This window comes from Corynebacterium sp. HMSC066C02 (assembly GCF_001814945.1).
In the GTDB taxonomy this organism is placed as follows: Bacteria; Actinomycetota; Actinomycetes; order Mycobacteriales; family Mycobacteriaceae; genus Corynebacterium; species Corynebacterium aurimucosum.
Genome location: NZ_KV818436.1, coordinates 203,061 through 228,985, shown reverse-complemented (window position 1 = coordinate 228,985; position 25,925 = coordinate 203,061). Strand labels below are relative to the sequence as shown.

The 25,925-nt window shown below is 62.2% G+C and carries 27 protein-coding genes and 1 riboswitch; of the genes, 10 read left to right on the top strand and 17 right to left on the bottom strand.

Annotated elements, in window-relative coordinates; genetic code table 11:
* Positions 1–183 precede the first annotated feature (183 nt).
* Together tsf and rpsB are read right to left on the bottom strand one after the other, a co-directional pair.
* Entirely contained in the window at positions 184–996 is an 813-nt protein-coding gene (gene tsf / locus HMPREF2996_RS02035) for a translation elongation factor Ts (protein ID WP_070445567.1), read from the bottom strand.
* A gap of 248 nt (positions 997–1,244) precedes the next feature.
* Positions 1,245–2,072: a 30S ribosomal protein S2 gene (gene rpsB / locus HMPREF2996_RS02030; RefSeq protein ID WP_010190382.1), complete on the bottom strand. Its 828-nt coding sequence runs from the start codon at positions 2,070–2,072 to the stop codon at positions 1,245–1,247.
* Positions 2,073–2,466: 394 nt separating this feature from the next.
* Between rpsB and HMPREF2996_RS02025 the strand changes: the two genes are divergently transcribed.
* On the top strand, positions 2,467–2,973 hold the full coding sequence (locus tag HMPREF2996_RS02025) for a M23 family metallopeptidase (protein ID WP_070445564.1): 507 nt from the start codon (positions 2,467–2,469) through the stop codon (positions 2,971–2,973).
* On the opposite strand, the gene HMPREF2996_RS02020 is transcribed toward HMPREF2996_RS02025, so the two are convergent.
* The 9 genes from HMPREF2996_RS02020 to rplS form a co-directional block, all read right to left on the bottom strand.
* Complete coding sequence (locus tag HMPREF2996_RS02020; protein ID WP_070729839.1) at positions 2,936–3,847, bottom strand: tyrosine recombinase XerC; 912 nt, start codon at positions 3,845–3,847, stop codon at positions 2,936–2,938. The genes HMPREF2996_RS02025 and HMPREF2996_RS02020 overlap by 38 nt on opposite strands.
* A gap of 15 nt (positions 3,848–3,862) precedes the next feature.
* Complete coding sequence (dprA, locus tag HMPREF2996_RS02015) at positions 3,863–5,041, bottom strand: DNA-processing protein DprA (protein WP_070729837.1); 1,179 nt, start codon at positions 5,039–5,041, stop codon at positions 3,863–3,865.
* Entirely contained in the window at positions 5,038–6,561 is a 1,524-nt protein-coding gene (locus HMPREF2996_RS02010; protein WP_070729834.1) for a YifB family Mg chelatase-like AAA ATPase, read from the bottom strand. Before HMPREF2996_RS02010 ends, dprA begins: the two co-directional genes overlap by 4 nt.
* Positions 6,548–6,985 carry a YraN family protein gene (locus tag HMPREF2996_RS02005; RefSeq protein WP_070520047.1) on the bottom strand — a complete coding sequence of 146 codons (438 nt, stop codon included), beginning with the start codon at positions 6,983–6,985 and terminating at the stop codon, positions 6,548–6,550. Before HMPREF2996_RS02005 ends, HMPREF2996_RS02010 begins: the two co-directional genes overlap by 14 nt.
* Before the next feature lie 209 nt (positions 6,986–7,194).
* Positions 7,195–7,500, bottom strand: coding sequence for a DUF2469 domain-containing protein (locus HMPREF2996_RS02000; RefSeq protein WP_005528899.1), 306 nt, complete (start codon positions 7,498–7,500; stop codon positions 7,195–7,197).
* 87 nt (positions 7,501–7,587) lie between these two features.
* Positions 7,588–8,229 (bottom strand): ribonuclease HII, encoded by a 642-nt coding sequence (locus HMPREF2996_RS01995; protein WP_070445549.1) that lies wholly within the window; start codon positions 8,227–8,229, stop codon positions 7,588–7,590.
* A gap of 5 nt (positions 8,230–8,234) precedes the next feature.
* Positions 8,235–8,936 (bottom strand): signal peptidase I, encoded by a 702-nt coding sequence (lepB, locus tag HMPREF2996_RS01990; RefSeq protein WP_070520044.1) that lies wholly within the window; start codon positions 8,934–8,936, stop codon positions 8,235–8,237.
* Positions 8,914–9,609 (bottom strand): signal peptidase I, encoded by a 696-nt coding sequence (lepB, locus tag HMPREF2996_RS01985; RefSeq protein ID WP_236659254.1) that lies wholly within the window; start codon positions 9,607–9,609, stop codon positions 8,914–8,916. Before lepB (HMPREF2996_RS01985) ends, lepB (HMPREF2996_RS01990) begins: the two co-directional genes overlap by 23 nt.
* Positions 9,610–9,843: 234 nt before the next feature.
* Positions 9,844–10,188, bottom strand: a complete 345-nt coding sequence (gene rplS, locus HMPREF2996_RS01980; RefSeq protein ID WP_010190405.1) for a 50S ribosomal protein L19 — start codon at positions 10,186–10,188, stop codon at positions 9,844–9,846.
* Between the two features lie 173 nt (positions 10,189–10,361).
* Positions 10,362–10,476: riboswitch (TPP riboswitch) on the top strand.
* Here rplS and thiC point away from each other — a divergent pair.
* The 6 genes from thiC to HMPREF2996_RS01950 all read left to right on the top strand — a co-directional run bounded on the left by thiC (position 10,472) and on the right by HMPREF2996_RS01950 (position 16,127).
* Positions 10,472–12,274, top strand: coding sequence for a phosphomethylpyrimidine synthase ThiC (gene thiC, locus HMPREF2996_RS01975; RefSeq protein ID WP_070729832.1), 1,803 nt, complete (start codon positions 10,472–10,474; stop codon positions 12,272–12,274). Its footprint overlaps the riboswitch before it by 5 nt.
* The gene (locus HMPREF2996_RS01970) at positions 12,267–12,917 is read left to right on the top strand and encodes a thiamine phosphate synthase (protein ID WP_070445538.1); all 651 of its coding nucleotides are present in this window, start codon (positions 12,267–12,269) and stop codon (positions 12,915–12,917) included. The genes thiC and HMPREF2996_RS01970 overlap by 8 nt, the downstream gene beginning before the upstream one ends.
* Positions 12,914–14,059: a glycine oxidase ThiO gene (gene thiO / locus HMPREF2996_RS01965; protein WP_070445535.1), complete on the top strand. Its 1,146-nt coding sequence runs from the start codon at positions 12,914–12,916 to the stop codon at positions 14,057–14,059. Before HMPREF2996_RS01970 ends, thiO begins: the two co-directional genes overlap by 4 nt.
* The gene (thiS, locus tag HMPREF2996_RS01960) at positions 14,056–14,253 is read left to right on the top strand and encodes a sulfur carrier protein ThiS (RefSeq protein ID WP_070445530.1); all 198 of its coding nucleotides are present in this window, start codon (positions 14,056–14,058) and stop codon (positions 14,251–14,253) included. The genes thiO and thiS overlap by 4 nt, the downstream gene beginning before the upstream one ends.
* Positions 14,254–15,033: a thiazole synthase gene (locus HMPREF2996_RS01955; RefSeq protein WP_070445527.1), complete on the top strand. Its 780-nt coding sequence runs from the start codon at positions 14,254–14,256 to the stop codon at positions 15,031–15,033.
* 35 nt (positions 15,034–15,068) lie between these two features.
* Entirely contained in the window at positions 15,069–16,127 is a 1,059-nt protein-coding gene (locus HMPREF2996_RS01950; protein ID WP_070729830.1) for a ThiF family adenylyltransferase, read from the top strand.
* Here the strand turns inward: HMPREF2996_RS01950 and HMPREF2996_RS01945 are convergent.
* A complete protein-coding gene (locus HMPREF2996_RS01945; protein ID WP_070729828.1) occupies positions 16,124–18,289 on the bottom strand; it encodes a YhgE/Pip domain-containing protein in 2,166 nt (721 codons plus the stop codon). The two genes, HMPREF2996_RS01950 and HMPREF2996_RS01945, sit on opposite strands and share 4 nt — an antisense overlap.
* Positions 18,290–18,617: 328 nt before the next feature.
* Here HMPREF2996_RS01945 and HMPREF2996_RS01940 point away from each other — a divergent pair, with 328 nt between their 5' ends.
* The gene (locus HMPREF2996_RS01940; protein ID WP_070520028.1) at positions 18,618–19,757 is read left to right on the top strand and encodes an HNH endonuclease signature motif containing protein; all 1,140 of its coding nucleotides are present in this window, start codon (positions 18,618–18,620) and stop codon (positions 19,755–19,757) included.
* Between the two features lie 258 nt (positions 19,758–20,015).
* Here the strand turns inward: HMPREF2996_RS01940 and HMPREF2996_RS01935 are convergent, their stop codons facing one another.
* From HMPREF2996_RS01935 to rimM, 4 genes are read right to left on the bottom strand one after another with little or no spacing between them, the layout of a single operon-like run.
* The gene (locus HMPREF2996_RS01935; protein WP_070729826.1) at positions 20,016–22,307 is read right to left on the bottom strand and encodes a Tex family protein; all 2,292 of its coding nucleotides are present in this window, start codon (positions 22,305–22,307) and stop codon (positions 20,016–20,018) included.
* Between the two features lie 40 nt (positions 22,308–22,347).
* Positions 22,348–22,716 carry a hypothetical protein gene (locus tag HMPREF2996_RS01930; protein ID WP_070445512.1) on the bottom strand — a complete coding sequence of 123 codons (369 nt, stop codon included), beginning with the start codon at positions 22,714–22,716 and terminating at the stop codon, positions 22,348–22,350.
* 1 nt (position 22,717) lies between these two features.
* Complete coding sequence (gene trmD / locus HMPREF2996_RS01925; protein ID WP_070445510.1) at positions 22,718–23,560, bottom strand: tRNA (guanosine(37)-N1)-methyltransferase TrmD; 843 nt, start codon at positions 23,558–23,560, stop codon at positions 22,718–22,720.
* Positions 23,557–24,057, bottom strand: a complete 501-nt coding sequence (rimM, locus tag HMPREF2996_RS01920) for a ribosome maturation factor RimM (RefSeq protein WP_070729824.1) — start codon at positions 24,055–24,057, stop codon at positions 23,557–23,559. Before rimM ends, trmD begins: the two co-directional genes overlap by 4 nt.
* 33 nt (positions 24,058–24,090) lie before the next feature.
* On the opposite strand from rimM, the gene HMPREF2996_RS01915 reads away from it, so the two are divergent.
* Positions 24,091–24,489, top strand: a complete 399-nt coding sequence (locus tag HMPREF2996_RS01915) for a cupin domain-containing protein (RefSeq protein WP_070729823.1) — start codon at positions 24,091–24,093, stop codon at positions 24,487–24,489.
* 23 nt (positions 24,490–24,512) lie between these two features.
* Positions 24,513–25,178, top strand: coding sequence for a TetR/AcrR family transcriptional regulator (locus tag HMPREF2996_RS01910; protein ID WP_070729821.1), 666 nt, complete (start codon positions 24,513–24,515; stop codon positions 25,176–25,178).
* A 59-nt stretch (positions 25,179–25,237) separates the two neighbouring features.
* On the opposite strand, the gene rpsP is transcribed toward HMPREF2996_RS01910, so the two are convergent.
* Positions 25,238–25,762, bottom strand: a complete 525-nt coding sequence (gene rpsP, locus HMPREF2996_RS01905; protein WP_070445501.1) for a 30S ribosomal protein S16 — start codon at positions 25,760–25,762, stop codon at positions 25,238–25,240.
* Positions 25,763–25,925 lie beyond the last annotated feature (163 nt).

The following is a 25,925-nucleotide window of genomic DNA, read 5'->3' as shown; positions in this document are numbered from 1 at the left end:
CATAGGAAGGCGCTGTCATATATTCAGCTGCGTGCGGCCCCCACCCTCAGGGGCGGGGACAAAACGGCGAACTCCCTCCCCCAAGTTTCTTCCACCGAGCACGCAGCCCTGGGGAGAAAGAGGAGGAGGGAGCACTCGCAGTCACGGGACTCTAAACCCGGACTGCACGAGTCTCAGGAAGGCTTAGGCGCCAACCTCGTAGCGGACGAAACCGGTGATGGTGGTGCCGGCCTCGTCTGCGACCTGCTTAACGGTCTTCTTGGAGTCAGACAGAGAAGCCTGCTCAAGCAGAACCACGGACTTGTAGAAGCCGTTGAGGCGGCCTTCCACGATCTTCGGCAGGGCTGCCTCTGGCTTGCCCTCCTCGCGGGTGGTGGCCTCAGCGATCTCGCGCTCCTTCTCCACGATCTCAGCCGGAACGTCCTCGCGGGTGAGGTACTCAGCGTTCATTGCTGCAATCTGCAGTGCGACTGCGTGAGCGCCCTCTGCGTTGCCCTCGTAGGACACCAGGACACCCACTGCCGGCGGCAGGTCAGCGGAACGCTGGTGCAGGTACACAGCTACGTTGTCACCCTCGATGGTGACAGCGCGACGAGCCTGCAGCTTCTCGCCGGTCTTTGCGGACTCTTCGTCAACGACCTCGGAAACCTTCTTGCCGTCGATCTCCAGGTTGTTGAGCTCCTCACCGGAGTTGACCTTGGCCTCACCGGCAGCCTCAGCGATCTTGGTAGCGAAGGACTTGAAAGCCTCGTTCTTGGCCACGAAGTCGGTCTCGCAGTTGATTTCCACCATCGTGTTGCCGGACACGGCGATCAGGCCCTCGGTAGCCTCACGCTCAGCGCGCTTGGACACGTTCTTTGCGCCCTTGATGCGCAGGTACTCAACGGCCTTGTCGTAGTCACCCTGGGACTCGTCGAGAGCCTTCTTGCAATCGAGCATGCCGGCGCCGGTGGCCTCACGCAATGCCTTTACGTCTGCAGCAGTGTAGTTCGCCATAGTTGGAGCGATCCTCCTTGGAATTAAACGGTATTCGTTGAAACAGCGTAGCCGAATCACTACCACCACGTCGCGTTGAGGGGGTGGTAGTTTTTCGCCCACTCCCCCAGCGGAGGGAAACCTCTGCGTGGTGTTTCAACCCTCTAGTGTGTCACGTGCCTTAACGAGCTAAGAAAAACACGTGAGAAAAAGCCCCCATCGCCGCGGACACTGTGGGCCGTGCGGTACGGGGGCTTAAGGTATGCAGATTACTCTGCGGACTTCTCGGCGTCCTCAGACTTCTCTGCGGAAGCCGGGTCAGACGCAGCGGCAGCCTCAGCAGCGTCGCGGGCGTCCTTCTCAGCGGTGTCGCCGGCAGCTTCCTTGGCCTGAGCAAGCTGGCGCTCCTCGCGGGCCTTCTTGCCCTCGTCCACAGCGGTGGCGATGATGCCGGAGAGCAGCTTGGTGGCGCGGATAGCGTCGTCGTTGCCCGGAATCGGGAAGTCAACCTCATCCGGATCACAGTTGGTGTCCAGGATGGCAACGACCGGGATGTTAAGCTTCTGAGCTTCCTTGACCGCGATGTGCTCCTTGTTGGTGTCAACAATCCACAGTGCGGACGGAGCCTTGGTCATATCGGAGATACCGCCCAGGACGCGCTCCAGCTTGGTGCGCTCACGGGTCAGCATCAGAACTTCCTTCTTGGTGCGGCCCTTGTAGCCGTCCTCAGCTGCATCCATAGCCTGCAGCTCCTTCATGCGCTTCAGGCGCTTGGAGACAGTCTGGAAGTTGGTGAGCATACCGCCGAGCCAGCGGTGGTTCACGTACGGCATACCAACGCGGGAAGCCTCTTCAGCAACGGCTTCCTGAGCCTGCTTCTTAGTACCAACGAAGAGGATGGTGCCGCCGTGTGCGACGGTTTCCTTGACGAACTCGAAGGCCTCATCGATGTAGGTCAGCGTCTGCTGCAGGTCGATGATGTAGATGCCGTTACGGTCGGTGAAGATGAAGCGCTTCATCTTCGGGTTCCAGCGACGGGTCTGGTGACCGAAGTGGACGCCAGCGTCGAGGAGCTCGCGCATGGTTACGACTGCCATGTTTCGCTCGCTTTCTATATATTGTTTCGGTTTTGCAAGATTGTGCGGTGTTTTATTCCGCACCCTAGCAACGAAGGCCCTGGCTAACACCCCATTATCCTGGGGACCACGTCAACCACGGACTGTCCCTTCCTTAACCCAGGAAGCGACTACTTCGCCGCGCGTAGTCAATCCATGCGGAACCCTTCCGGGCATTAAACACAGACTGCTGTGGGCTAGCTTAGTACTGCACACGCGCTGATTCCAAACGGCGCGACTGTTTAATCGCCGCCGATTTGTTGACAGCCACACGAAACTTTCCCCTGGCGCACCATGGGTTACTTCTTTAACGCATTATCCACAGGTCGACCACACCCCCTTCCCTCGGGCCGCGCTCACGCGCAGGCTTGAGGTCATGCGTCACCGTCTACTTTGTTTATCTGCCCTGCTATGCCTCTGGGCTGCGCTTGGCGACGTCCCCCTTGCCGCCGCCTTCGTCGACCCCACCACTGGGGAACCGGTTGCTTCGCGTGTCTTGCGCGGCTTCGAACCTCCTGAGAAGCGGTGGATGGCCGGGCATCGCGGTGTGGATCTGGACCTGCCCGTCGGCGGTAAGGTGCGTGCCGCTGGCGACGGCGTTGTGTATTTCGCCGGCGCCATAGCGGGCAAACCGGCCCTTTCGATTGCTCATGGCAACGGTCTGCGCACCACCTATCAACCGGTGTTTGCGCGGGTTAAGAAAGGTGACCAGGTGCAGGAAGGAGACATCATCGGAACGCTCGCGCCGTCCGTGGATGGCTATCCGGGGCTGCACTGGGGAGCGATTGAGGGCCGCGAGGACTACATCAACCCACTGGATCTCCTCGGCGAACCTGTCATTCGCCTCAAGCCCGCGGGTGGGAGCGAGCGTAGACGTCCTTAAGGCGCTGGGCGGAGACGTGAGTGTAGACCTGCGTGGTCTGCAGCGACGAGTGACCAAGCAGCTCTTGCACGATGCGCAGATCCGCTCCACCCTCGAGCAAATGCGTAGCCGCCGAGTGGCGCAAACCGTGCGGGGTTAACCCCGGTGTCCCCGTCACTTGGGCGGCGCGTTCGACGACGCGGCGGACCTGACGCGCGTCGATGCGCCCGCCGCGCGTGCCCACAAACACCGCTTCCGTATCGCCAGCAAGCTCGGGGCGCCCTGTCTTCAGCCAAGCGCAGAGCGCATCATGAGCTGCATCCCCGAAAGGGACAACGCGCTGTTTATTGCCCTTACCGGTCACGCGGGCAGTGCGGCGGGACAGGTCGATATCTCCGACGTCGAGGCCGACGAGCTCAGCCACACGCACACCGGTGGCGTAGAGAAATTCAAGCATGGCGCTATCGCGTAAGAAGTGGACCTCATCGGTGGAGACGGCATTGCCCATCAACTCCCCCGCTGCGGTGGGTGACATCACGGTGGGCAGGTGCTTGCCCACCTTGGGCGTGGCAAGACGCTGCGCCACATCAGCTTTTAAGAAGCCTTCACGCGCAGCCCACGTGGAAAAAGCGCGCACCGCGGCGGTGCGGCGCGCCAAGGTGGAGCGGGACTTACCTTCAGCAACGGCGTGAGCCAACCATTCGCGCAGAGAATTCAGCGTAAATGCTGCGAATTCGGGGACTTCCGTTGCCAGCAGGCGCAGGTCAGAGCAATAGCCGCGGACGGTCGCTTCGGAGCGGCCGCGAACGATGCGCTGGTATTCTGCGAAATCCTCGATCGCTTCCTCCAGCTGTCCCCCCACGTGCCGCTCGCTACTGCCACTTTCACCACTCATGTCCCACGAGTGTACTCAGGCGCGCTGCCACATCGCGCCCGAGCGGGTGATCACCCCCATCTTTTGCATGGCCACGAGCAAGTGAATAGTCAGCGCTACCCGCATTCCTGCGGCCGCCGCAATATCTTCTGCGCTCGCGCCTTCCTCCGCGCTTTCCGGCGGAGTGGAGTCATATACCCGAAGCTCATTGCGGGACAGACGCTGCACCGCAGTCGGCTGAAACTCCAGTTCATATTGACCGGCCACGTCCACCTCGCCCGCCTTGCCAACCAAACCCCGTACTTCATCCGCAGAGGCCACCAACTGAGCCCGCCCATCCTGGATACGTTGATGGCAACCCAAGGACCCAGATGTGGTGATGGGTCCTGGCACTGCCATGGCAACCCTGCCCAGTGCTTCCGCCCAGTTCAACGTGTTGAGCGCACCAGAGCGGAATCCGGCTTCGACCACCACGGTACCGCTCGTCATCCCCGCCACAAGGCGGTTGCGGGATAGAAAGCGAAAACGCTGCGGCCGCGTGCCCGGCGCGAACTCTGACACGATGCATCCCTTCTCAGCGATTCTGTCAAAGAGCCTTGCATTGCGCGCTGGGTAAGAAATGTCGATGCCGCAGGCCGCTACTGCTACCGTTAGGCCTCCTGCATCCAGCGCGGCTTCGTGGACTGCTGTATCGACGCCCACCGCCCCGCCGGAAACCACAGTCCATTGGTGGGAGGCAAGGCCGCTAGCCAGAAGTGAGCCGGCTTCCCAGCCATATCGGCTCACCGCACGCGTCCCCACCAGCGCCACCGATTGGGATACCGTTTCGCGCAGGTTCCCTCCACGGACCCACAGGCTGTGAGGAGGAAACGCTTGGTCATCAAATGTTGCTGGGGCTTCCACCATTCCTTGGTGGTAGAAGCCAAAGGCTCGCGATAACTCTTCTCCCGGCCACTCCGCATCCGCGGGTGTGATCAGTCGAGCCCCCACCGCTTCCGCGGCGGCGAGGTCTTCTTCTTGCCGCAGCCAATCGCGCCGCGAAGCCGTCGCCTGCCGCAAGGGGCCGATCCATTCCTCGCCCTTGTAGATTCCCCGGGCGATCTCCTCAGCCGGGTACTGGCTCAGCAGCCCGTGGAGGGTTGGTGAGGGGCCCTCCACAACGCGGTTAAGGTAGGCCCACGTGTGCCGGGTACTCGATAGATTGAGCTCGCTCATGCTGCCAGCCTTTCGATGGTTCCGGCGCCGCGGAGATCCAACGCCCGACTGACATGGTCCAGCTCGGGGCGTGCGGAGCCGTCGAGGTCTGCCAAGGTCCATGCCAGACGCAGTACCCGATCTACTCCGCGTTGGCTCAGCTCACCTTCCGCTAGATAGGCAGCAAGCATAATCATCGCAGACTCCGCCGCCGGGCGGTGGCGCCTCAAATAGGAAGCGGACACGGCACCATTGACCACGCTCCCCAACCCGTCAGCCTCCCAGCGCGCTTTCATCCGTTCCCGGGCGGCAGCCACGCGCTGCGCTATATCCGCTGAGCTTTCCTCCCCTTCGGCATGAAGCACTGCGGATTGCCCCGATAGCGACACGATGATGTCGAGGCGGTCCCGCAGCGGCCCTGAAAGGTTCGACAGATAATTCATTCTGTCTGCCGCACGGCACTCGCAGCGCGCTGGTTCTTCGGCACCACACCGGCAGGGGTTCGCGGCTAGTACCAGTTGGAATTGTGCGGGGAAGATGACTTCTCTGCTCGCTCGCGTCAGGCGCACCTGTCCTTCTTCTAAAGGGGCGCGCAGGCTATCGAGAACCTGCGCTGGAACCTCACTGACTTCATCGAGGAAGAGCACACCATGGTGGGCTAGGCTCACCGCGCCTGGCCGCGGGCGCCCCGAGCCGCCACCGATCAGCGCGGCCCTTGTTACCGAAGCATGCGGTGCGATGAAGGGAGCGCGAGAAACGGCGGTACCAACGTCCCCGGCCACCGAGTGGATGGCTGTGGCTTCTACCGCCTGCTCCATGCTCAAGCGCGGCAGAATGCCCGGCAAGCGCGAGGCAATCATCGACTTTCCAGAGCCGGGCGGTCCCACCATCATCACGTGGTGACCGCCGGCGGCAGCGACTTCCGCCGCCCACTTGGCTTCTTTCTGGCCGGCGACTTCGCTGAAGTCTGCGACCTGTTCGCGGGCAGGCGCTGCCGCGTGTGCGATGAGATGTGCATCCGGCAGACAATCGCTCCCGCACGCCCAGGCAAAAGCATCCCACAGGGTTTCGGCCACGAGGACTGTCATTCCGGGCACCAATGCCGCCTCGGCCGCATTGCCCACAGGAATGATGAGGGTGTCATAGCCTTGCGAGCGCGCGGCCAGGATCGCCGGGATGATGCCAGAAACTGGGCGCACGTGCCCGTCCAATCCCAGCTCGCCGAGGACGAGCGCCCCGCTGAGCCGACACTTCTCACTCTGCCCGGCCGCTAAGATTGCCAAGGCCATCGGGAGGTCAAAGTGAGCCCCGGCTTTAGGCAGCGACGCCGGTGACATGGACACCACGACCTTCGTCTTAGGCCATGGCAAATGCGAATTGCTCACCGCGGTGCGGATGCGGTCTCGCGACTCGGAGATCGCTGCATCCCCCAGGCCCACAACGTGAACTCCGGGAAGTCCGGAGCCAACGTTGGCCTCCACTGTGACCACCCGGGCCAGGACTCCATCTAGCGCTATCGTGTCGCATCTACCGAGAGCCATGATCAACTCCCTGGAAATATTCCACTTCGAAGGCTTCCCCAGAGTGTGCCCCGGTGGCCACGAGTCCAAGCACGTCAAAACGAACCTTGCTTAATGTCTGGTTTTCACTCCGCGCAGTACTCAACCACTGCGCGGCTGCTTTGCGCAGGCGCTTTAGCTTGCGTGGGGTTACCGCCTCCGCGACTCCAAAGTTGCGGGTAGCCCGAGTCTTAACTTCGCAAAAGACAATGGTCCCATCGCTCTCGCGCACAACGAGATCGAGCTCGCCCACGCGGTAGTGAACGTTTGCGGCGATAACCTGCGCCCCGCGTGCGCGGTAAAAGTCAGCAGCGAATTTCTCCCCTGCTTTTCCTAGTGCATCCGCGGGGCGAATGGTCTGCCCCACGGTCGGCGAATGCAGAGAGGCTGCTAGATTTCTTGTCACTATGGTGCTCCTTGGAATTGAACGTGTACACAACACGCCGTAAGCACGACACAAGAAAATCCCCGTGCCGCACACCCCTTACGGCACTTCCAGAACACCCCACACAACAGTCCGGTGGCGAGGGCTTCTTCCCTCGCCACCGCAAATCTGTGGATAACTAGTCCGGGGTCACCTCGATGGTGTTTCCCCGCACTCCTTTACCTAGAACTCTATTCAGGGAGAACAAAGTCCGGCTTGTCCAGCTCCTCAATATTGACGTCCTTGTAAGTGATCACACGGACATAGCGCACAAAGCGCGCCGAGCGGTACATGTCCCACACCCAGGCATCCGACATGCGGACCTCGTAGTAGACATCCGGGCCGGAGGTATGCGGGATGAGCTCCACCGCATTGGCCAGGTAAAACCTGCGTTCGGTTTCTACCACATAGGAGAATTGGCTGACCACATCGCGATATTCGCGGTACAGCGACAGCTCGACTTCAGCCTCGTAGTTATCGAGTTCCTCAGCGCTCACGGTGTGCTTCTCCTTCGCTCACAATTACCCGGGATCACGGTGTCACAGATTGAGCACAAGCTTAGTTCGCACTTGCTGCCTAAGCCTTCAGGCGCGCGCGAGGAATCGTGCATGAGCTTCAGCAACATTGCGATAGCTCATACGGTGCTCAGGCGTCGCCCCCAGCTGGGCGATGGCATCCTGATGCACAGCTGTGCCATAGCCCTTATGGGTTTCCAGAGCATAGCCTGGGTAGTGCTTCGCCACATCCACCATGAGACGGTCCCGGGAAACTTTGGCCAAAACACTAGCCGCAGCGATGCAACGTGCGGCGGTATCGCCGGCGATGATCGGCAGCTGCGGGGTGGGCAGGCCGGGGACGAAGAGGGCGTCGCTCAGCACATAGCCCGGGCGGATCCCCAGCTGCGCCACCGCACGGCGCATTCCTGACAGGTTGGCATGCTGAATGCCAAAGGCATCGATATCCTTCGCGCCTATGTGCACCACTGACCAGGCCAGCGCACGGCGTTTGATCACCGGCTCCAACTTTTCCCGGGCCGCCGGCGTGAGCTTCTTCGAATCATCAAGCCGCTCCAAGCCGGGCAGGATACGATCCGGCAAAATACACGCGGCGATAGTTATTGGCCCGCAGCAAGCTCCGCGCCCAGCTTCATCCACCCCGGCAACAGGCCCCAACCCTGCTTTGGAGAGCGCGACCTCATAGGTTCTCTTCTGTTTTAGACGGCGCATAGCGGTTAGAGGGGCATGTCCTCGATAGTGTGCGCACGGCTAATCGGAACCACCACGGCAGCGACCTTCCCGCGCACGTTCTCCACTGGAACGGTGCCCTGGAGCTTATCGCCTAGGTGCGCGCGCGAATCCAAAGAGTTTGTGCGGTTGTCCCCCATCACCCACAGGTGCCCCTCGGGAACGGTGACGGGCCCAAAGTACGCGCCGCCACAGGCCTGCGATCCCACCCGCTCATCGACGGGTATCTCCGGCGGATCGAGGACAAAGTCCTGGTTGGTGGGTTGGCCGTCCACCATGACGGCCGGATCGCCCTCCTGGCACGACACGGTCTGACCCCCGGTGGCAATGACCCGTTTGACCAGAATGTTATCGCCGTTGGGAGCCAGCCCCACAACAGCCGCCATATTTTGGATGCCGCGGAGAAACACATTGTGGGAACGCTTGACCTCAAAAGACGTGTTCCACGATTCCGGACCGGCAAAGACCACAACCTCTCCCGGGCGCGGATCGCTGAAGTAATAGCTCACCTTCTGCACCGCAATGCGGTCATTCGTACACCCCGGGCAGCCATGCAGGGTGGGCTCCATGGAAGAAGACGGGATGAGATACAGCCTTCCCACGAAGGCCTGAATCAACGCCAGCGCCACGAAGGTGACAGCCAGCGCCGAAAGAACATCGCGAACTCTAGGACTGGATGTCCGGGTCATCGACTCCACCAATACGGTTGAAGGGGAAGAAGATGAACATGACCTTGCCGCGAACATTCTCCAGGGGGATTGTTCCTTGGTACTCATCCTGCATGTGATAGCGCGAGTCCGCGGAGGCCGTGCGATTATCTCCCATCACCCAGATATTGCCCTCCGGCACGGTCACGGGGCCAAAGTACGCGCCGCCGCAGGCATAGGAACCGGTGGTTTCATCAACGCGATAGGTCGGTGGATCCTGCACATAATCCTGTTCAATGGGCTTGCCGTCCACCATGACTGCCGGATCCCCTTCTTGGCAGGACACCGTCTGGCCACCGGTGGCAACAACGCGCTTGACCAGAGTGTTCTCATCGGGCGGGGTGAGCGACACATAGCTCAGGGCATCCTGAATGCGGTGGATCACTGGGTTATCGGAACGCGGGGACACCCAGTTGCTATCCCAGTCCGGGGTGCCCTTGAATACCACGACATCACCGGGTTCCGGGCTCTTATCGCCGTAGTAGGAAACCTTTTCGGTAAAGATCCGGTCGTTATTGCAGCCTTCGCAACCATGCAATGTCGGCTCCATGGAGCCGGAGGGGATCACGTACTGCCGGCCGACAAAGTTCTGGAAAATGCCGACGACTGCGAGCACGGAGACCACTACGAGGGCAGTCTCCAGCAACCAGGGCATCTGCTTCTTTTCTTCAGCTGGGGGCGCCGCGCTTTCCGACGCCTCTCTCCCAACCCCCTGGGAACTTTCAGTAATGTCGTTTTCTTTTTCCACGGGCTAAATCCTAGCAATGTGTCTTGCCCTCACGGGCCTTGTGGCCCCGCGCGGCGCACGCTAAAAGGAGAAGGCAAAAGGAAAGCCCTTCGCCTTTCCTCGCGGTGAGGATAAAGGCGAAGGGCTGTGATGCGCTGTAAATTAGCGGCGCTCCTTGATGCGGGCCTTCTTGCCGCGCAGGTCGCGCAGGTAGTACAGCTTGGCGCGGCGGACACGGCCGCGGCGGACTACCTCGATGGAGGCAATGTTCGGGGAGTGAACCGGGAAGGTACGCTCAACGCCGATGCCGAAGGAGACCTTACGCACGGTGAAGGTCTCGCGGATGCCGTCGCCCTGACGGCGGATGCAGACACCCTTGAAGAGCTGGGTACGCTCGGTGGTGCCCTCGATGACCTTGACGTTGACGTCGAGGGTATCGCCCGGGCGGAAGGACGGGATATCGTCGCGCAGCGAAGCTGCATCAACCTTGTCAATGAGGTTTGCCATTGGTGTTTTCCTTTTCAGTTTAAGACAGAGGACCCTAGCGCCACCTCGCGGCAGCTGACCGGTTCGTGCCTATTACACAGAACATCGTCATCTTTCCACACCCCACCCCGGAAGAACAAATTCCGTCAAACGCCTGACATCTCCTCATTGCGGGCTCTAAGGTGGGTGGCGCACTGATACCCCACGGGTGCCCACGGGAAGTGGGCTGAGAGTGGCGCTGATACCGCGCCTGCACCGTTCGAACCTGTCTGGTTAGCACCAGCGAAGGAAGAGAGGAGCAGCCATGACGGCTACCCATAACCCCATCCAGTCCACCAACTCCGGCGAGATCCACCCCAAGCACTCCTACTCCCCCATCCGGGAGAATGGCCTGGAGGTACCGGAGACCGAGATCCAGCTGGATGATTCCCCTACCGGCCCCAATGAGCCCTTCCGTATCTACCGCACACGTGGCCCGGAGTGTGAGCCCGAAGTCGGTCTGCCGGCACTGCGCGCCGAATGGATTGCGGAGCGCGGGGACGTTGAAGTATACGAGGGCCGCGCACGCAACCTCGCTGACGATGGCCGCTCGGCCGAGCGCCGCGGTGCGGCTTCCCAGGAGTGGAAGGGGGAGCGTCGCCAACCGCTGCGTTCTAAGGAAGGCAAGCGCGTTACCCAGATGCACTATGCGCGCCAGGGCATCATCACCAAGGAGATGGAGTTCGTGGCCCTACGCGAGCACTGCGACCCAGAGTTCGTGCGCTCCGAAATCGCCCGTGGCCGCGCCATCCTGCCTAATAACGTCAACCACCCCGAGTCGGAGCCGATGATCATCGGTCGGAAGTTCCTCACCAAAATCAACGCCAATATTGGCAACTCCGCGGTGACCTCCTCCATCGCCGAGGAGGTATCCAAGCTACGCTGGGCCACCCGCTGGGGCGCGGATACCGTCATGGACCTCTCCACCGGTGACGACATCCACACCACCCGCGAGTGGATCCTGCGCAACTCTCCGGTTCCTATCGGCACCGTGCCCATCTACCAGGCGCTGGAGAAGGTCAATGGTGTCGCGGAAGACCTGACATGGGAGATTTTCCGCGATACCGTCATCGAACAGTGCGAGCAGGGCGTGGACTACATGACCGTGCACGCCGGCGTGCTTTTGCCCTACGTGCCGCTGACCACGAACCGCGTCACCGGCATTGTTTCCCGCGGCGGCTCCATCATGGCAGGCTGGTGCCTGGCGCACCACAAGGAGTCCTTCCTCTACGAGAACTTCGACGAACTCTGTGAGATTTTCGCGCGCTACGACGTCGCTTTCTCCCTCGGCGATGGTCTGCGCCCCGGCTCCTTGGCGGATGCTAACGACACCGCCCAATTCGCTGAACTCAAAACCATCGGTGAGCTCACCCGGCGTGCCTGGGAGTATGACGTCCAGGTCATGGTGGAAGGCCCAGGCCACGTCCCGCTCAACATGATTCAGGAAAATAACGAGCTCGAGCAGGACTGGGCCTCGGATGCTCCCTTCTACACGCTGGGCCCGCTGGTTACGGATATCGCACCGGGCTATGACCACATCACCTCCGCCATTGGTGCGGCACACATCGCCATGGGTGGTACGGCCATGCTGTGCTACGTCACACCGAAGGAACACTTGGGGCTTCCCAACCGCGATGATGTGAAGACCGGCGTGATTACCTACAAGCTTGCGGCCCATGCAGCCGACGTGGCCAAGGGCCACCCAGGTGCGCGCGCTTGGGATGATGCGATGAGTAAGGCCCGCTTCGAATTCCGCTGGCACGACCAGTTCGCGCTCTCCCTCGACCCAGACACCGCGCAGGCCTACCACGATGAGACCCTGCCTGCGGAGCCGGCGAAGACCGCCCACTTCTGTTCCATGTGCGGCCCGAAGTTCTGCTCTATGCGCATCAGCCAGGACATCCGGGATACCTTCTCCGACTCCCTTGGTATGCCAAGTTTCCCGGGTAAGGACGCCGTTGATCCGGAGGTCGTGGCAGCTGCCCGTGCCGGTGAGAAACAGATGTCGGAAGAGTTCAAGGCCCAAGGTTCGCAGCTCTATCAGGAGGAAGAAACCGCGCATGCCTGATCTTCGCTGCTACTTCGTCACGGGCGCGGGCACGCCTGCGGAGATCGTGCGCATCGCTGCGGCAGCGGCGCGAGGCGGTGCCGGGGTCGTGCAGGTACGCTCCAAGCCAATTTCTGCCCGCGACCTTTTCTATTTAGGCCGCGACGTGGCCCGCGCGGTGGCGAAGGCTAACCCAGAAACACGCGTGCTTATCGACGACCGCGTCGACGTCGCCGCCGCCCTACGCCACGCCGGCGAGCCGGTGCATGGCGTGCATGTCGGCCAAGATGATCTACCGGTCGCCGCTGCCCGCGCGTTGTTGGGTCCGGACGCGATTATCGGTCTGACCACCGGCACCCGCGAATTGGTCGAGGCCGCCAATGACGTCGCAGATGTCATTGACTACATCGGTTGCGGTCCGTTCCGCGCGACTCCGACGAAGGACTCCGGCCGCACGCCTTTAGGACTTCACGCCTACCCGGAATTGGTGAAGCTCTCCCGCGTGCCACTCGTAGCCATCGGGGATGTCACCGCTGAGGATGCAGCCGATCTTGCGGCAACTGGTGTGGCCGGACTAGCCGTCGTGCGCGGCATCATGAATGCCGAGGACCCAGAAGCTTATTGCCGCGCGCTGCTGTCCGGTTTTGACGAAGGTGCGCGATGAGTACTAGCTCTGATTCTTCAGTCATCGTCGTCGGCGCGGGCGTCATCGGTCTGGCCACCGCCGTGGAGTTGGCCGCGCGGGGCTTTAAGGTCACTGTCTTGGACCCGGCACCGGCCTCTGGGGCTTCGCACTATGCCGGGGGCATGCTCGCCCCCGCCGCGGAGGTGGTCTACCAGCAGGATCCACTCTTCCCGCTGATGCGTGCCTCCGGCGCGTGGTACCCGGAGCTTATCGATCTCGTGGCTCAGCACACCGAGGTCCCAACTGGCTACCGCGCCGAAGGTACCCTCGTCGTCTCCGCTGACCGTGCGGATGCTCAGCACCTCACCGAGCTGGCTGACTATCAATCCCTCCACGGCATGGAGGTCGAGCGCATCACCGTGCGCGAAGCCCGGCGCGCCGAACCTTTGCTCTCGCCACGTCTGGCTGCTGCGGTGAGTATTCCGGGTGACACGCAGGTTTTCCCCCGCCAGTGGACAGCTGCACTGCTCAGCGCAGCCCAAGCACTCGGTGTGCGTTTCTTCCGCACGGCAGCACAGTCGATCAATGCTGACACGGGCATGGTCACCACGGCCGTCGGCGAGTTCGAAGCTGAACAGGTGGTGCTCGCTGCAGGCCTGGGAGCACGCGACATCGAGTGGGCTGCATCAGCCGGGCTCGAAGAATCTCCGCTACACCTGCGCCCGGTATACGGCGATATCCTGCGCCTGCGCGTACCCGACGAGCTCCAGCCTCTGCTCACCCGCGTGGTGCGCGGCTTCGTGGAGGACCGCCCCATTTACCTCATCCCCCGCGGCGACGGCACCTTGGCGGTTGGCGCTACAACCCGCGAGGATCCTCTTGCCACGGCCCAGGCCGGCGGTGTCTACGCGCTGCTTCGCGACGCCATCCGTGTGCTGCCCGCCGTCGAAGAGTGCGAATTCCTCGAGGCCAGCGCGGGTGCCCGCCCCGGCACGCCAGACGATTTGCCGTACCTCGGCCGCGTCAGCGACAAGCTCGTCATCTCCACCGGCTATTTCCGCCACGGCATTCTGCTCACGGCCCTGGCCGCGCGCTGTACACGCGAGCTCATCGAAGGCACCGAATCCAGCATCGATCTCACCGCTTGTGATCCTCTACGTCACCTCAAGGAGCAGCCATGATCCTCATCCTCAACGGCCAGCCCACTGACACCTCAGCGACGACCATCACCGAATTGTTGGACGAGCAGAACATCGCCGCCGACGGCACCGCCGTGGCCGTGTCCGAACAAGTCGTACCCCGCTCGCAGTGGGAGTCCACCCCACTCACTGAAGGCGCAACCGTGGAAATCCTCACCGCAGTCCAAGGAGGTTAAATGCTCACCATCGCCGAGACCACCTTTTCTTCCCACCTCATCATGGGCACCGGTGGGGCCACGAGCCACGACGCCCTGGAGCGCGCGCTCGTCGCCTCCGGAACCGAGCTGACTACCGTGGCCATGCGCCGCCACACTGGTACCCGTGATGGTGAGAGTGTCTTCGATCTGCTGCGCCGGTTGGACATCGCCCTACTCCCCAACACCGCCGGGTGTCGCACCGCGCGCGAGGCCGTGCTCACCGCCCGCATGGCCCGCGAGGCGCTGGGGACCTCCTGGGTCAAGGTCGAGGTCATCGCCGACGAACATACGCTGCTGCCCGATGTCGTGGAAACCCTCGACGCCACCGAGCTGCTGAGCGCCGAAGGGTTCACCGTCCTGGCCTACACCAGCGACGATCCCGTAGCCGCCCAGCGCCTCGAAGACGCCGGAGCGGCAGCCGTCATGCCTCTCGGAGCCCCCATCGGCACTGGTCTGGGAATCCTCAATCCCCACAACCTCGAGCTCATCTGCTCACGTGCCTCGGTGCCCGTGCTTGTCGACGCCGGCATCGGCACCGCCTCCGACGCCACCCTCGCCATGGAGCTGGGCTGCTCCGGCGTGCTTCTCGCCAGCGCGGTCAACCGCTGCCAGGATCCCGAGGCCATGGCCACCGCCATGCGCCACGCCGTCGAAGCCGGCCGCCTAGCCCGGAGTGCAGGGCGCATCCCGCAGCGCGAGCACGCCCAGGCTTCCTCCACCTTTGAGGGCCTGGCCTCCTGGGCCGACCACGTTCTCTAGACCTGTGACATTGATCGCCGCCGCACAAGGGACCTATGCTCAGCAAAGATGAACTCGCCCGCACCGCGCGCCAACGCCTTCTCCCCGGCTTCGGTGACGCGGCCCAAGAGCGTCTCAATGCCGCGCACGTGCTCGTCGTGGGCGCCGGTGGGCTGGGCTGCCCGGCCCTCCAGCAGCTGGCGGCGGCTGGCATCGGGCGGATCACGATTATTGATTCCGATACCGTCGATATCAGCAACCTGCACAGGCAGGTGCTGTTTGGTGTAGGGGACCTCGGCAAGCCCAAGGCCGAGGTAGCCGCCGCGCGCGCCCGCGAGCTTGCCCCCGAGCTCACCATCACCGCGCTTAAAGAACGCCTCGGCTCCTCCACCGTCCTCGACCTGTGTTCCGAGGCCGACCTCGTCCTCGACGGCTCCGATACCTTCGATACGAAGTATCTCGTCGCCGACGCCTGCGAACTCACCTCTACCCCGCTGGCCTGGGGTACCGTGCTGCGCTACGGCGGGCAGGCCGCGCTGTGGCACTCCGGGAATGCATGTGCTGACGGGCGCGGGGTGGGCTTGCGCGATCTCTTCCCCGCCCCGCCTAGTGGCGAGGCGCTAGAGTGCTCCACAGCGGGGGTCCTGGGGGCTACGACATCGGTCATCGCGGGGCTCATGGCCACCGCGGCGGTCGCCATGCTCGGCGCACTCCCAGATCATCGGGACATGGTCGGGCGCGTAACCTCCTACGACGCGCTCCCCGGTAGCTTCCGCACACTGCGGGTGGGCGCCGATCCCGACCGCCCCCTCGTTACTGCCCTACCTGGCCGGCACACCCTGCCGCCGGAGCTTGTCACCGGCCAGGCTGCCCTCCTCGATATCTCCGAGGAGCCCAACTTTCCTCATGCCACAGTGACACTGCCCTGGCAAACTGTCACCGATGATGATGCCGTGCGCCGAGCACTATCCGCCTGCGCATCCGAACTGGTCTACGTGGCCTGCCCCTCCGGTGGGCGCAGCGCTGGCTTTGTCCTGCGCTACGCCGATCTCGCCGCGGACATGGGCATCGAGTTGCGCAACCTGCCCGGTGGGCTCGCAGCACACGATTTCTAGGCGCCAGCCACCGCCGGCGTGCGGAAGAGATGCTCGTCGAGGATGCGCGCCGTGCCGTGGTGACGAGCCCGGAAAATCACGCAGGAAGCCACCAGTGCCAGAGCGGTCACGATGAACAGCACCGCAATACCCGCCCAGAAGGTGCCATCGTGGATGCCGTCGGTAGCGCGGGTAAAGGCGTTTTTCGCATAAGACATCGGGTGGAAAGGATGCAGCAAACTCAGCGGGCGTGGAATGGCGGCCACGGGCCACACGCCGCCGAAGACCATGACGCCTAAGGCAAAAGCACCGACTGCGAAGACGGCACCAATCTTGCGGCCGAAGGTTACGAGGAAGAACTGGTAGGTCGCCGCACCCACGGCCGCGATGGCGGCGATGACTAACAACATCATCGGCCAGCTGGCAGGACTCCAGCCCATCGTGGAGGACATCAAGCCCATGAAGGCCAAGACCAAGAAGTTCAGCCCCGCCACCACGCCGAAGGCCGCGAGGATGCCACGTACCGGGCTCGTGACTGACTCACCGCGACGGCCCAGGTAGTACGGCAGCGTCATCGCCAGGAGCAGCATCACAAGGAAGCCGAAGACCAGCACGAAGAGTAGCGAGGCGCCACCCGTGATGTTCTTCTCGGTCGGGTCAACCGGGCTGACCACCGTCTGTACGGGGTGAAGGTTGGAGGAGGTGAAGTTGATGGGCACGGCCATGTTCTGTGCGGACGTATCCGGCTGGCTAATGGAGGGGGCTTTGGCGGCACCGTCGGCAAGCTTGGTAGCCAACTCATTGGAGCCCGCCTTGAGCTGGTCCATGCCATCCTTCAGCTCCGTACCACCGGCTGCCAGCTGGCTCGTGCCGTCCTTCAACGTGCCGGTGCCCTCATGCAAGCGGGAAGCACCGTCCTGCAGCTGGGCGGCACCGTCGCCCAGCTCGCCAACACCCGCGCGCAACTGCTGCGAGCCATCGGACAAGCGGTGCGCACCATCATTGAGAGCCATCATGCCGCCGAGGTACTCCGAGTTGGGATCGGACAGGTTGTAGTAGAGCTGACCGGTGCCGTCAGAGAGCTTTTCCAGTTGCGCCACCATGTTTCCACTGGCGGCCGGGTCCAGCTTCGAGACCAGGGAATAGAGTTGGTCGGCTTGCTGGTGCATGCCGAGGCCACGGAGGACGTCGACAAGTTGCAGCAGCGCTGGAGCTACGGCCTGCGCCTGCTTGAGCACCGGGATGAGCATGCCCGTCAGTTGGTTGACGCCGCCATCGATCTGGCCCGCGCCATCCGCTAGGCGGCCGGTTCCGGCGAGCAGTTTGTCGGAGCCGTTGGCAAGCTGCGCGGCGCCATCATCGAGCTGCGCGGCACCATCGCTGAGGCGCCCTACTCCGTCATTCAGGCGGTTCGTGCCGTCCAGCAGCTGGCCCGTACCGTTGTTGAGATCGCCCGCGCCGGCGTCCAACTTGGCGATTCCCTCGACCGCGCGCCCGCCGCCTTCCTGCAATTTGCCCGCACCCTCATCGAGACGGCCGGCGCCCTCGGCCGCGGTTCCCAGACCATCGCTGAGATTATTCAGCCCCTCAATAACCTGGTCGGCGTATTTCTTGGAAATCGCATTCTCCACGCTGGTCTGCACCTGCGGGATGAGGCTGGAAGAAATCACCGAGCCATTCGTGCCGTAGTAATCATTGGTGGCGAAGTGAATCTCCGGCTTGACCGGTTTATCGCTGATGATGGTGACGGCCTGCTCGGAGAAGTTCTTCGGGATGGTCACCACCATGAGGTATGTGCCCTTGAGCAGCCCCTCATCCCCGTCGCCCTTGCTGACTTCGGCAAATTTCAGGTACTGCGTCTCCATTAGGCCTTCCACGACCTGATCGCCGTAGTTAGTGTAGGTGCCCTGCTTCTCGACGCCCGCGTCCTCATTCACCACCGCCAAATCAATGTTGCGCATGTACTTAGAGGGGTCCCACATGGCCCACATCATGGTGCCCGCGATGACGATGGGTGCTACGAGAAGGAAAACGATGAGCACGCGCGACAAGGTACTCGTGGGGCGCCAATCGAGGACGCGGTGCCACCCCATCGCCTCACTGTCGTGGCCTGCTGCGCTCCCCTTAGCTGCCTTTCCAGGCGAAGAAGCATTCTTCCGGCTTTCTTCCGTCTCACGGCGCATTCCCGCCTCCTCATGGTTTTAGCTCTGACCCGCTTATAGCCTTCTGCCCAGGACTTTCAGAGGAAGTACAACGATAAGCGGGACCACTAGTTCATTTGTTTCACCAAACATACCACCTAATATGTTGGCTCTGTAAACTTATGGCTATTCGTGTCATTGCACCCCATGCCGTTACTCCCGTGCGAGCTCCGAATTACGACCTGGTGACTGCGTTTGGCCGTGTGGGTGCTGGTTACTCCCGTGTGAGCTCCGAGTTACAAGGCACATGAACAGGGCGTTTCCCCCCTCCGGTTGCGAGGCCTTAAGGCCTGTTTTAGGCTCTGTACCCATGGGGGATATTGAGACCTACATCCGCCTTCGCAATTCGGGGATTGCGCTGGTGGAAGCAGCAACCAGCACACCCGAAAGCTTGCGCGCGCTGGGCGCCTCACGCGGCGATGCGGCAGAGCTGGCGTCACTTCATGCCATCTATTTCGGCGATACCCGCTTCACCGGCAAGCAGCGCACCGCCCGCCAAGCAGCCCGACGCCAAGGCCACGACCTGGCCACACTGAGCCTCATTGAGTCCTACGCCGCCAAACTGAAGAAGCAACTCGACGTCTGGAATGTGCGCGTAACACTTGCATCCACGCCTTCAGAACGGATTCCTTCAGTGGCGGCGGAACGTTTGAAAGAACTCAAACCGAAACGCGTGCCGTCGCCTGGGGTGCGCCTTACCTACCGCAAGAACGGCCCGCACTCACTCACGGTTACCGACTCCGCGCTGAACATCTCCACCATGCGCAGCACGCTGGAGTCCATTAACCCCACTGACCTCCTGGACGCCACCCGTCAAGTCTTCTTTAAAGAAGGTGTGGGCTCTCGGCCGGCGGTGGGAACGAACGTCGTGATAACACTCGATGAGCTCGACAAAATCGTCCGTCATGACGGCGATGACATCGAACTCGAGCTCACCAACGGCGGGCGCATGAGCGGCGCGGAGTTTCTCACCTACAAGTTCGCCGAAACTGGCTACGCCACACTGGTCCACCCCACTATCGGCCCGGTGTGGCTGCACCGTCTTTCGCGCTTTGCCAGCGTCGAGCAACGCATCATGGCCAGCGCGGAGCACCCCACCTGCGCGATCGAAGACTGCAATAAACCGGCGGACTACTGCCAGGTCCACCACATCATCCCTTGGCAGGCGGGCGGAGAAACCAACCCGCCCAACCTGACCATGTTGTGCGCTTATCACAACGGTATTAACGACGATGACCCCACCAGCCCAACCGGCCGAGGCTATGTCTTTCGGCTGAGAGGACCCGTTGACTATATCCCGCCCTGGGGAACACCGATTACCGGGCAGCCGGCCTACCAAGAAGCCATAAACCGGCAGGCCACGAGCCCGACGCGCACTCCTCCAGGCCAACCACCCGATCCGCCGGACCCACACCCATCACCACCCAGCACTGTGTCGCCGCCCGGATAGTCTTCGCGGCAGCTTAGCCGCACACGTCCACACCCCGAACCGGCTCCCCACCAGCACGGAATGTCCTCTTAACACGGCGGACTCAGCCCTGCGCCACGCGGAAACCTCAGATTTCTTGAGGCCTTCCGCGTCTTTGGCGATCGCTCCATCCCACGGGCGTGTCCAATGCACCGTCCGTGCAGAACAGCCCGCCGAAAAACTCACAAACTCCCAACCGTTTGAACGGTCAGGGGTTTGTGGCGCGTGACTAGATGAGCTTTAAAAGCCGGCTTTCTTGAGGGCATCGGCCATCGAGCCACCGCCGCCGCGGTCCGCGCGGCCACGCCCTCCGTTGCGCCGGCCGGAACGGCCGCCTCGCCCCTCGGAACGCCCGCCGCCGTTGCGGCGCTTGGGGGCGGGCTGGCCGGGTTCGTCGTCAAGCCGCAGCGACAAACCAATGCGCTGGCGCTCCACGTCGACCTCCATGACCTTGACCTTCACCACTTGGCCCGAACGGACCACATCATGCGGGTCAGAGACGAACTTGTGGCTCATCGCGGACACATGCACAAGCCCGTCCTGGTGCACGCCAACGTCGATGAAGGCACCAAAGGCCGCAACGTTGGTCACGGTGCCCTCCAGAATCATGCCCGGTTTCAAGTCCGAGACCTTGTCTACGCCTTCCTTGAAGGTAGCCGTCTTGAATTCTGGGCGCGGGTCGCGGCCAGGTTTGTCCAGCTCCGCAATGATATCCGTCACCGTCGGCACACCGAAGGTATCGTCAGCAAAGTCCGCCGGCGACAGCTTCGTCAACACGCGCGAATTGCCGATGAGCTCCGAAACCCCCAGCCCGGTCTTCTCCGCGATGCGCGCCACCACCGGGTAAGCCTCCGGGTGCACGGCCGAGGCATCGAGCGGGTCCTTACCTCCATTGATGCGCAAGAAGCCAGCCGCCTGTTCGAAGGCCTTCGGCCCCAAGCGCGGCACCTTCTTCAGCTCCTTGCGTGAAGCAAACGTGCCATTCTCATCGCGATAGGCCACGATGTTGGCCGCAATCGTGGAGTTCACTCCGGCCACGCGCTCCAGCAACGGAGCCGAGGCGGTATTAAGGTCCACGCCGACGCCATTCACGGCATCCTCCACCACACCATCGAGGGTGCGGGCGAGCGCGACCTGGTTGACATCGTGCTGATACTGCCCCACGCCGATGGCCTTCGGGTCAATCTTCACCAGCTCCGCCAGCGGGTCCTGCAGGCGGCGCGCGATGGACACCGCGCCGCGCAGGGAGACGTCCATGTCGGGGAACTCATCGGCCGCCAGCTGCGAAGCCGAATACACCGATGCACCGGCTTCCGAGACCACGACCGGGTTCGGCCGCTTCCCACCCGCCTGCGCGATGAGGTCCGCGACTTCACCGGCGAGCTTCTCCGTCTCACGCGAAGCGGTGCCATTACCAATCGCCATGAGGTCCACCGAATGAGCCGCGCTTAACGACGCCAACTCCCTCACCGCCTCAGCCCACTTCTGCTGCGGCTGGTGCGGGTAGACGATGGTGGTGGCAAGGACCTTGCCCGTCGGGTCGACGACCGCGCACTTGACGCCATTACGGTAACCCGGGTCCAAGCCCAGCGTCGCGCGCTGGCCCGCCGGGGCGGCCAGCAGAACATCGCGCAAGTTGGTAGCGAAGACCTTGAGCGCTCCTTCCTCGGCCTTCTCCTTGAGACGCATGCGCACGTCGAGGCCCGAGGAGATGGAGAGTTTGGTGCGCCAGCCCCAGTGGACGGCGTCGGCAAGCCAGCGTGAGGTGGCAACGTCCAAGTCGAAGCGCTCCGCAATCATGCCCTCATACATGGCGTCATCACCAGCATCGAGGTTGAGCTGCAGCACGCCTTCGTTCTCACCACGCAACAGCGCCAGGATGCGGTGCGAGGGAAGCTTGTCGAAAGGCTCAGAGAACTCGAAGTAGTCCTTGAACTTCGCGCCCTCGGTTTCCTTGCCTTCCACCACACCGGCATTCATGGAACCGCTGGTGTACATGCGCTCGCGCACTTCGCCGACGAGGTCCGCGTCCAGTGCAAAACGGTCCACCAAGATAGCGCGAGCACCCTCGAGGGCTTTCTTCGCTTCCTCGAAGCCTTCAGTGAGGTACTCCCCTGCCAGCTCGGCCGGATCCGCCGAAGGATTCTCAATGAGTTTGTCCGTCAGCGGCTCAAGTCCTGCCTCGCGCGCGATATCCGCCTTGGTCTTGCGGCGCTTCTTATACGGCAGGTACAGATCCTCTAGGCGCGCCTTGGTTTCGCAGCCTTGAATGAGGGCACGCAACTCGTCGGTCAGCTTGCCCTGCTCCTCAATGGCGGCGAGCACCGTTTCCTTGCGCTCCTCCAGTTCCCGCAGGTAGGTCGAGCGTTCCTCGATGATACGCAGCTGCGAGTCATCCAGCTCGCCGGTGGCTTCCTTGCGGTAACGGGCGATGAACGGAACGGTGTTACCCTCCGCCATGAGCTTGAGGGCGGCTTCGACAAACTGCTCTTTGACGCCCAGCTCTCCAGCGATGGTGGCTGCGATATTCACAAAACCTCTTTATGGGTCGGGGACTTAAGACCTTCTCACCCTATACCCCGCCCTGCCACGCGCAGGAAGTGCCCAGCCCAAACTCGGTGTGACCAATCTCTGAGGTCCCGTACCACAATGTGTGCGGCGGCAAACAGTCCGCGACGGCCGCGGTGACCTTCGTCAGCGGTAAATCTGAAGAGCCGTTGACGATGACCCTCCACACGTGCTCACCCACCGGTGGCTGACCGTGCTTATCCATGTACTCGTTGACCAGAATGTTGTCGGGTTCGCAGGTAAATGACACGACCTCGGCGTTGATGTCCTGTGGCTCGACTCCGCCTTCACGCAAACGCTGCGGCATACCTTCGAGGACCTTGTTCCATTCAGCTTCGGTCATAAGTATTGACAAGTCAGTGCTCACGTCCATCTCAATCCTCCTTTAAGGTTTCCAGGTAGGCGCGATCGGCGTCACTTAGCTCCGCTGCATCCAGCAACTCTGGGCGGCGCTGCCACGTCCGCGCCAGCGACTGCTCGCGGCGCCACCGGTCCACACGGGCGTGGTCACCGGAGGTCAGCACGTCCGGAACCTGAAGGCCGCGCCACTCGCGCGGCTTGGTGTAGCTGGGCCCCTCCAGCAGGCCATCGGAGAAGGAATCTTCTTCGTGCGAGCGCCGGTTCCCCAACACACCAGGAATGAGGCGCACGACGGCTTCAGCAATGACGAGAACAGCTACCTCGCCGCCGATGAGCACGTAGTCGCCAATGGAGACCTCACGTACGCGGTAACGGTGCTGCGCATCGTCGACGACGCGCTGGTCGATGCCCTCGTAGCGCCCGCACGCAAACACAATATGCTCCTCCGCGGACCAAGCTTGCGCATCGGCCTGAGTAAAGGGCGTGCCCGCAGGGGTCGGCACGATGAGCAGCGGTTTGTCCGAATTCTCACTTTCACCATAGGAGCGCGCCTCCACGCCATGGATATCGTCGTGGCGCGGTTTACTCAGGTGCGGCAGAGCGCTCTGCAGGTCCTGGGTGGAGGCGGTGCCGGAGGAGACGTCGTCAAGCGCGGGCCCCCACACCTCAGGCTTCATCACCATGCCAGGGCCGCCCCCATAAGGGGAATCATCGACGGATTTATGCACGTCGGTGGCCCACTGGCGCAGGTCATGCACGCCCACCGCGAGCTTGCCCTGCTCGATGGCCTTGCCCAGCAGTGCGTGGCGCAGCGGGTCGAGATACTCCGGAAAAATGGTGAGAACGTCAATCCTCATAGGTCGAGCAACCCTTCCGGCGGGGTGATGGTGCAGGTCCCCGCCTCCAGATCGACCTCCGGCACGATCTCCTCCACGAAGGGCACGAGCGCTTCTTTGCCTTCGGTGAGCGTGACTTCTAGGAGGGACTGCGTCGGTCCGTGCGTCACGCCGGTCACCTCACCCACCTCTTTGCCATCAAGGAGGACGCGCAGGCCTTCCAACTCGTGGTCATAGAAGCCGTCGTCTTCTGGGTCATCCAGAGGTTCGGCGAAGAACTGGGTGCCACGCAGGGAATCCGCGGCCGTGCGGTCTGGGATTTCCTTAAACGTGATGAGCAGGCGTCCCTTGTGGGCGCGCACCGCTGCAATGGTGAGCTCATGTTCCTTCTTACCTTGCTTACCGTGAAGGACCTCGCCGACGGCGAATCGGGTCTCAGGGGAATCGGTGGTCACCTCGACGGAGACCTCGCCTTTAATGCCGTGGGATTTCACCACGCGACCAATGAGTAGTTCCATGCCTGCTAGCTTAACGGGCTACGCTGGGGCGGCATGACTGAGCTTCCCATCAATGATGCAACCACCTTTGGCGACGCCTCCCACAACAGTGCCGCCCTCACAACGCTGAATCTGCTCGATGAGGCCCCCGAGCCGCACCCCACACGCCCCAGACCAGCCGTTAAGAGGGTCCTCAGTGCCGACGGCGCAAACCTCATCCTCTTTTCATTCCTGCCGGGACAAGACCTACCTGATCACAAGGCCGCACACCCCATCACCGTGCAGGTGCTCCGGGGATCGGTGATTTTTAGTTGCGAGGAACAGGATGAGGTGCTCGCTCCCGGACGCATAGTGCACCTTCCGGCGTACGTGCCGCATGCGGTGACATGTAGCGAGGAACCTGCACTCATGCTGCTCACCATGTTGACACCACACACTAGCGCGAATGTATAGACTTTTAGTACTATTCTTATAGTGTGAGTAGTTCGAAGCCGTATCACCATGGAAATTTGCATGAAGAGATCCTCCAGGAGGCCATCAAGCTTGGCCGGGAGGGAGGACCGGAGGCGGTGACGATTCGCGCCGCAACGCGCGCGGTCGGTGTCTCCCCTACTGCCGCCTACCGCCACTTCAAGGATCAAGCCGCGCTTCTCGATGCCGTCGCGGACGTCGCCACCTACGAACTCATTACCAAGCTCAGCGAGGCCTTCGAAGAGACGGAAGGCACCATCGTCGACAAGATGATGGCGGCTGGTTTTGCCTACTACCACTACGCCTTGGAGGAGCAGAACTTCTTCGAGTGCATGATGGCCACGAGCGGTTTTGATATTCCAGCTGGACTCGCGGCCGCGGCCGAGGGCCCCAGCGAGGACCTACGCGTGCAGGCCACATTCAATTTCTACGGCTACATGGAGCAGTATGCGCGCTCCATCGGACAGGAACCCAGTAAGCAACACATGATGCAGAATTGCCTGGCCGGCTGGTCCACTGTGCACGGTTTCACAGTCTTGTGCCTCAGCGGTCATTTGAGGTCGCTACCGGAGGAAAAGGTGGAAACCTTGGCGCAATCGGTCATAGCCTCCGCTGTCCGCGGCTTGGACTTCGACAATCCTCTGGAAGCGCACCACCCCGGGCGATCCTAAGCACTAAAAATCCCCGCGACCGACAGGTCAGCGGGGATAATCTTTTAGCCGAGTAGAAATTACTCTGCGGACTCCTCAGCCTCAGCGGAGTCGGCCTCTTCAGCCTTAGCGGCCTCTTCCTCGGCCTTAGCAGCCTCAGCGGCAGCGGCTTCCTCAGCAGCCTTCTCGGCGGCAGCCTTAGCCTCAGCCTCTTCCTTGGCCTTGCGCTTCTTCTCGGTGATGGCCTCGATGGTCGGGCCGTTGTTGGCCTCAGCCAGAGCAGCGTTGAAGAGGTCCAGCTTGGACGGCTTCTCCTCAGCAACCTTCAGGGTGCCCTCTGCGCCCGGCAGACCCTTGAACTTCTGCCAGTCACCGGTCACCTTGAGCAGTGCGAGAACCGGCTCGGTCGGCTGCGCGCCGACACCCAGCCAGTACTGAGCGCGCTCGGAATCGATCTGGATCAGGGACGGCTCCTGCTTCGGCTGGTAGATACCGATGTTCTCGATAGCCTTGCCGGAGCGGCGGGTGCGTGCATCAGCGACGATAACGCGGTACTCAGCGTTGCGGATCTTGCCCATACGCTGCAGCTTGATCTTAACGGCCATGATTGGCTCCTTTTCTAGTCACCGGGCAGTTCAGACACGCGCCGCTTGGTGGCGCGCCGGTTCAACCCTTGGATTTATCCTGCGCGTGACGTGCCGGCCGTCCGTAGGCGGTACCGGCGTTACGCAGAGATGAAGTTTTATGTGTCCTCCACGCTGTGCGTGA